The 7,030-nt window shown below is 67.0% G+C and carries 7 protein-coding genes; 5 read left to right on the plus strand and 2 right to left on the minus strand.

Annotated features, from left to right (window positions below):
• Positions 1–248: 248 nt before the first annotated feature.
• Complete coding sequence (gene glaH, locus G7A98_RS10320; protein ID WP_163649579.1) at positions 249–1,211, minus strand: glutarate dioxygenase GlaH; 963 nt, start codon at positions 1,209–1,211, stop codon at positions 249–251.
• A 166-nt stretch (positions 1,212–1,377) separates the two neighbouring features.
• On the opposite strand from glaH, the gene csiR reads away from it, so the two are divergent.
• The 5 genes from csiR to G7A98_RS10345 all read left to right on the plus strand — a co-directional run bounded on the left by csiR (position 1,378) and on the right by G7A98_RS10345 (position 6,184).
• Complete coding sequence (gene csiR, locus G7A98_RS10325; RefSeq protein WP_163649580.1) at positions 1,378–2,067, plus strand: DNA-binding transcriptional regulator CsiR; 690 nt, start codon at positions 1,378–1,380, stop codon at positions 2,065–2,067.
• Positions 2,068–2,141: 74 nt separating this feature from the next.
• A complete protein-coding gene (locus tag G7A98_RS10330) occupies positions 2,142–3,071 on the plus strand; it encodes a DMT family transporter (protein WP_240464730.1) in 930 nt (309 codons plus the stop codon).
• Between the two features lie 300 nt (positions 3,072–3,371).
• On the plus strand, positions 3,372–4,862 hold the full coding sequence (locus tag G7A98_RS10335) for a SulP family inorganic anion transporter (RefSeq protein ID WP_163649581.1): 1,491 nt from the start codon (positions 3,372–3,374) through the stop codon (positions 4,860–4,862).
• A gap of 61 nt (positions 4,863–4,923) precedes the next feature.
• Positions 4,924–5,778, plus strand: coding sequence for a universal stress protein (locus G7A98_RS10340; RefSeq protein WP_163649582.1), 855 nt, complete (start codon positions 4,924–4,926; stop codon positions 5,776–5,778).
• A 25-nt stretch (positions 5,779–5,803) separates the two neighbouring features.
• Entirely contained in the window at positions 5,804–6,184 is a 381-nt protein-coding gene (locus G7A98_RS10345; protein WP_163649583.1) for a RidA family protein, read from the plus strand.
• 6 nt (positions 6,185–6,190) lie between these two features.
• Here the strand turns inward: G7A98_RS10345 and G7A98_RS10350 are convergent, their stop codons facing one another.
• Complete coding sequence (locus tag G7A98_RS10350) at positions 6,191–6,799, minus strand: hypothetical protein (RefSeq protein WP_163649584.1); 609 nt, start codon at positions 6,797–6,799, stop codon at positions 6,191–6,193.
• Positions 6,800–7,030: the final 231 nt, after the last annotated feature.

Consider the following 7,030-nt stretch of genomic DNA (forward strand, 5'->3'; position numbering starts at 1 on the left):
AGGGGTATCGCCGTTAGGTGTTGTCGCCAGGGGCGGATCCGTCGACAGGTCTTCAAGGGGGTGCTGTGAACCCGTCCCTGGGCGCTACCGACGCCATCTGACCGCCATGGATGGCGGAAATGCCGGAAGGGAAGGGAACACTTTCCGGCCATGGCGTCGGACCCCCTCTATGACCTGTCCCCGGCGCCCCTTGCCGGAGCCAACGACGATTGCTCTATTGTGGGGGGTGGGGTGGCCTGGCGGATGGCTCACTCGGTCCGTGAGGTGGCCAGCGTCTTCTTGTGGGTGAAGTAGCCCCGCTGGCGCATCAGTTCCCGGCGCAGCTCCGGATGTGCAGTGAAACGGTCGCGGCCGTGCAGCCAGAAATGGTTGTTGATCAGCAGGAAGCTGCCGACCGGGACGGGCAGTGACAGGCGCGCGTCGCTGCTCTCCAGGGATTCCGAGAGGTCGGTGAGCCAGTTGCCCTCCTCGAAGTCCCGGGGCTGCACGAACTGGTCGATGTAGGCCATCACCGGTCGTCCCTCGGCATCGACGTCGAACACGCTGTGATGGATGTCGCGGGCGACCTTCTTGCTGGGCGGCGCCGACCAGCGCATCTCGCGGCGCGCCAGCGGATGGTGGTAGAAGCGCTCCAGATCCTCCCAGTCATCCAGGTGCAGCAGCAGCGAGTTGCCGCCCTCCATGTTCCGCTCGTCGATCTTCATCATCAGCACGTAGTCGGTGTCCTGCTCGACGAAGGTGCCGTCGTTGTGCAGTTCCATCACGCGGTGCGGCTGGCGCAGGTAGCTGTCCGACTCGTCGACATTCCTCACCACGAAACGCGCATAGTACTGGCCGCTCATGGCGTCGAAGTTGGAGCGCCCGAAGCAGTGCGCCACGGCGGTCGACAGCTTGATCATCGCGTCGACCTGCTCGACCTGATTCACCCCCTCGGCATCGATCAGCAGTGCCCCGTGAGCGCGGTCCACCAGCGTATCCACCAGCAGCGGCTGCAGCGTGTTGCGGCACAGGTCATCGAGCACCCTGGCGACGCGAAAGCGCAGCATGGACTTGTACTCGAGTGCCTGGACGGGCAGGTCGTCGACCGCATCGAGAAAGGCCGTCACCGTCTGTGCCTCGAGGGTCAGCCGAAGCAGGCGGGGGGACTGGGGCAGCGGGGCGAGCCGGAATCCATGGGTATCGATCTCGGCGAGTGATGGCAGGGCTGTCATGGCGAACCTCCTGGGTGTTCAAGGGCGTGCATCGTGGGTCAACGAGAGGAAAAATATCTACATTTTATTCATATGTCAAAATTATAAGTTTTTGGAGAAATTTCATCGTTTTTCCGGTCCCGCCGGAGTTGGGTATGATGGGTCCCTCTGCCGCAAGGAATGCTTCATGACCCAGCCCGCCCCGCGTCCCAACCTGGCCATCAGTGCCTACCGCCAGCTCAAGCGCGACATCATCCGCGGCGTCTACGCCCCCGGTGAAAAGCTGCTGATGAGCCGGCTCAAGGCGCGCTATGACCTGGGCGTGGGGCCGGTGCGCGAAGCGCTGTCGCAACTGGTCGGCGAGCATCTGGTGACGGCGGTCAGCCAGCGCGGCTATCGGGTCGCCGGCATGTCCGAGCAGGAACTCAACGACATCTACGATGCGCGGGCCCATCTCGAGGGGCTGATGCTCGAGCTGGCGATCGCCAGGGGCGGGGACGAGTGGGAGGCCGACATCCTCGCCAAGCTGCATACCCTGGCGAAGGTGGTGGAAGTGCATAATGCCGACGAGATGCTGGATGTCTGGGACGCCCGCCACAAGGCGTTTCACTACGCCATCGTCGCCGGCTGCCAGTCGCCGCTCCTGCTGCGTGTGCGCGAGTCGCTGTTCGACCAGGCGGAGCGCTATCGGCACCTGTGGCTGTGCGAGACGGTCTTTTCCGAGGCGGCGCTGGAAGCCAAGCGCCGCGAACACGCCGCCCTGGTCGACGCCATCCTGGCCCGCGACAGCGAGCGGGCCTGCGAACGCATGCGCGAGCACCTGATGACGCCGGTGCCCATCATTCGCGAGGCCCTTGTCGCACGCGGCCTCGTGTAGGCGTACCGGCTTGCCGGCGCTCGGCCAGTCGGCCAGCCTGTCGGTCCGACCGGACAACATCTCGGAGCGATGTCTTGCCGAACACCTCGCCACTCGCGTCATTGTCCCTGCGCCAGCAAGGCCTGCTGATGACCGCCGCGGGGCCGTTGATCATTTCCCCCGATGCCCTGCTGGTAAAGCTGATCGGCATGCCCGACAGCCAGGCACTGTTGTGGCGCGGGCTGCTGACCGCGCTGGGCTTTCTGGCGGTGCTGGCGCTGCGTCTGCGCGGGGCGATCGTCCCGGCCTTTCGGCGTTGCGGCCTGACGGGGCTCGGGGTGGCGCTGCTGTTCGGCGCGTCGAACATCGGTTTCGTGCTCGGCAATCACTACACCCGCGGCGGCAACGTGCTGATGATTCTCGCCGGGACGCCGCTGATCGCCGCGCTGCTGTCACGGCTTTTTCTCCATGAGCGGCAGCCGCGGCGCACCTGGCTGGCGATCGGGCTGTGCCTGACCGGTACCTCGCTGATCGTCCTGGACGATGCCGGGCCGGGGGCATGGCAGGGCAATGCCTGCGCCTTGATGTCGGCACTGTGCATGGCCGCCAACTTCACCCTGTGCCGGACGCGGCCCGGGATCGACATGAGCCCCATACTGGTGCTGTCGGGCGTGCTGGTGGCGGTGGCCGCCGGCATGGCCGGGGTGGTGCAGGGGGTGGCGCCGATGCTGCCCGCGCCGGCCCGGGCGGGCTATCTGGCGCTGCTCTGCCTGGTGCTGCTGCCGCTGGGCTTCACGCTGATCCAGCGTGGCCCGCTCTACCTGCCGGCCGCCGAGGTCAGCCTGCTGATGCTGCTGGAAACCGTCGTCGGCACCCTGTGGGTGTGGTGGATACTCGGCGAGCGCCCGTCCAGGCTGGCCTTTGCCGGCGGGGCGCTGGTGCTGGGCACGCTGCTCGGCAAGGCGCTGCTGGAGCGGCATCTGGAACGCTGCCGGGCGCGGTCGGTGCAGGCCGGTTCGGGGTGATATCACGCTCCCGGCCTGCTAGAATGCGCCGCTTCGCCATGCACCGCTTCGACGAAAGGATGAACTCGCCATGAGGTCGCGCGCGATCATCGCCAGTCCGCCCTAGTACCGGCCCCGCCTTGCGTGCCCGACACGCGCCCCGGCGACGCCCGGCGAGTCGACCGCCGGTGAGCGTCGCATGTCCGTTCGCCCGAACGGCTCCCGTTTTCGAAGACCGAACACCGCACGTACCGTCGCCCCGGAAGGTTCCCGGAGAGCGCGGCGAGGGTACGTCGCCCCTGACGATACCTGGACACCCGCATGATCCGATCCCTGAGACAGACCTGGTTCTTCAACCCCAAGAACGACATTCTCGCCGGCCTGGTGGTCGCCATGGCGCTGATCCCCGAGGCCATCGCCTTCTCGATCATCGCCGGCGTCGATCCCAAGGTGGGGCTCTATGCCTCCTTCTCGATGGCCGTGGTGATCGCCTTCGCCGGCGGCCGCCCGGGCATGATCTCGGCCGCCACCGGGGCCATGGCCCTGCTGATGGTCAGCCTGGTCAAGGAGCACGGCCTGCAGTACCTGCTGGTCGCGACCCTGCTCACCGGGGTGTTCCAGATCATCGCCGGCTACCTGCGGCTCGGCGAGCTGATGCGTTTCGTCTCGCGCTCGGTGGTCACCGGCTTCGTCAATGCGCTGGCGATCCTGATCTTCATGGCCCAGCTGCCCGAGCTGACCAACGTCACCTGGCACGTCTATGCCATGACGGCGGCGGGGCTGGCGATCATCTATCTGTTTCCGCTGCTGCCGAAGATCGGCAAGTCGGTGCCTTCGCCGCTGGTGTGCATCGTCACCCTGACGATCGTCTACATGCTCACCGGCATGGATATCCGTACCGTGGGCGACATGGGCGAGCTGCCCGACAGCCTGCCGGTATTCCTGTGGCCGGATGTGCCGCTCAACCTGGAGACGCTGCTGATCGTCCTGCCCTATTCGCTGGGCCTGGCCGTGGTGGGGCTGCTCGAGTCGCTGATGACATCGACCATCGTCGACGAGCTCACCGATACCGGCAGCGACAAGAACCGCGAGTGTCGTGGCCAGGGCATCGCCAACATCGCCACCGGGCTGCTCGGCGGCATGGCGGGCTGCGCGATGATCGGCCAGTCGGTGATCAACGTGAAGTCCGGCGGGCGCGGGCGGCTGTCGACGCTGGTCGCCGGGGTGTTCCTGCTGATCCTGGTGGTGTTCCTCGGCCCCTGGGTGTCGCAGATTCCCATGGCCGCGCTGGTGGCGGTGATGATCATGGTCTCGATCGGTACCTTCAGCTGGGAGTCGCTGCGCGACCTGCGCAAGCATCCCATGAGCACCAACATCGTCATGCTGGCCACGGTAGTGGTGGTGGTGGCGACCCACAATCTGGCGATCGGCGTGTTCGTCGGCGTGCTGCTGGCCTCGCTGTTCTTCGCCAACAAGGTCGGCCGGGTGCTCTACATCGACAGCCAGGCCAGCGACGATGGCCAGGCCCGCGAGTATCGGGTGATCGGTCAGGTATTCTTCACCTCGGCGGATCGCTTCACCGACGCCTTCGACTTCAAGGAGTCGCTGGAGCGGGTGCGCATCGACCTGTCGCGGGCACACTTCTGGGACATCACGGCGGTGGATGCCCTCGACAAGGTGGTGATTCGCTTCCGGCGCGAGGGCACCGAAGTCGAGGTGGAGGGTCTCAATGAGGCGAGCGCCACGCTCGTGGATCGCTTCGCGGTGCACGACAAGCCCGAGGCGGTCGAGAAACTGATGAGCGGCCATTGAGTCGACGCCGCGCTGCGCCGACGATGAAGCGAACAATGGACAACCTGGGAGTGAGTGCCCGATGAAAGAACACGTCATGGCCTGCATCGACGGCTCCGGCTATGCCACGGCGGTATGCGACTGTGCCGCCTGGGCGAGCCTGCGCCTCGAGGCGCCGCTGACCTTCCTGCACGTGATCGACAACCATGCGCCGCCCGAGGCCGGCAACCTGTCGGGCAACATCGGCCTGGGTAGCCGCGAGCACCTGCTCGAGGAGCTGGCCTCGCTGGACGAACGCCGCGCCAAGCTCTCCCGGGAGCAGGGTCGGGTGATGCTGGAGGCGGCCTGCCAGCGGGCCGTCGAGGATGGCGTGGAAGACCCCCACAGCCGCCAGCGCAACGGCGAGCTGGTCGAGACCCTGCATGACCTGGAAGGCGAGACGCGGCTGCTGGTGATGGGCAAGCGCGGCGAGTCCGCCCATCGGGCGTCCGAGCACCTGGGCTCCAACCTGGAGCGGGTGGTGCGCGCCGTGCACCGGCCGATCCTGATGGTGCCCGAGAGCTTCCGCGCGCCCCAGCGGGTCATGATCGCCTTCGACGGCAGCCGCACCACGCGCAAGGGCATCGAGATGATCGCCGCCAGCCCGCTGTTCGCCGGCCTGACCTGCCATGTGGTGACGATCGGCGCGGATATCGCCGACATCCAGGCCCAGCTCGACTGGGCGATCGACACCCTCAACGATGCCGGGATCAAGGCCCACAAGGCGGTCCGCGCCGGCGACGTGGAAGCCACCCTGCGCGACTACCAGCGCGAACAGGCCATCGACCTGCTGGTCATGGGCGCCTACGGCCATTCGCGCATCCGACACCTGCTGGTCGGCAGCACCACCACGGCCATGCTGCGCAGCGCCGAGGTGCCGTTGCTCCTGCTGCGTTGACCCCAACCCCCACGAGGAAAGAGCGATGATCCAGCGTCATGACACCAAGGCCCGCATGAGCCGGGCAGTGATTCACAACGGCGTGGCGTACCTGTGCGGCCAGGTGGCCGGCCCGGAGGCGCGCCACGGCGACGTCACCGAACAGACCGAAAGCATGCTGGCACGTCTCGATGCGCTGCTCTCCGAGATCGGCTCGGATCGCGAGCACCTGCTCGCGGCGACGATCTACCTGAAGGACGGCGCCGACGCCGCGGCGATGAACGCCGTCTGGGATGCCTGGGTCCCGGACGGGCACGCCCCGGCGCGTACCTGCATCACCGCACCGATGCCCGCCGACGAGCTGCGTGTCGAGATCACGGTGACGGCGGCGGTCAGGCAGGGAGATACCGGCAACCGCCTCTACTGAAGGCGATCAGGCCTCGATGCGCTCGGCCTCGGGCCGGGCCTGCGGCTGGAAGCGCAGGAAGGGCTCCAGCCGCGTCGGGTCGGCCTCGCCCACGTGGCAAAGCTGATCGGCGATTTCCGCATACTGGCGCAGCACGGGCTCCATCAGGCGTTGCCGGACCGGGTCCTGACCGGCCGCCTCGGCCTCCTGCGCCAGCCACTCGAACAGCCGCGCCAGGCGATGGTAGTTGGGATCGCCGCGGCCGGTATTGCCGCGCAGTGCATCGATGGACAGGCAGCGCAGCACGCTGCGCTTGTTGGGGTCGAGGCTTTCCCGCTCCAGCAGCAGTTCCGCCTGATGCACGAAGCGCTCCATGAGCTGCGTGGTTTCCAGGCCGCGCTGCTGGGCCTGCTGGAGTTCCAGGCTCCGGGTCAGGGCGCGCTGTTGAAGGCGCTGCTGATGGGCCAGCATCACCAGCAGGATCAGCACCCCCATGGCCGCGACCAGGGCCAGGGCATAGCCGCCATAGGCGGCCAGCGCCTCGGCCGGCAGGGGCCAGCGCGGAGCGCTGGCCATGACGCCCAGGCCGGCGAGCGCCAGCGTGGCCAGCACGATGATGACAACGACTGCGATCACACCACCTCTCCCTCGATCCGTGAGCCGGAGCAGAAATCCGGTATTCCCCGGTGTTATCGGCCGACGGGCGCAAAAACTTAGGGCGCGGGGCTACCGCCGCACCCGGTGCCTGGCGGGCCGGGGAGCTCTCGGCAGATGGTTCATCCGGAGCCTGGCCGTGGGAGATTCTATGTTGCCCGTCAAGCCTTGATGGGGCTTGGAGGGCGATATCCCGTCTCATGCTTCATCAGT

Origin of the sequence: Modicisalibacter sp. 'Wilcox' (assembly GCF_010993675.1) — a bacterium.
Lineage (GTDB): Bacteria > Pseudomonadota > Gammaproteobacteria > Pseudomonadales > Halomonadaceae > Modicisalibacter > Modicisalibacter tunisiensis.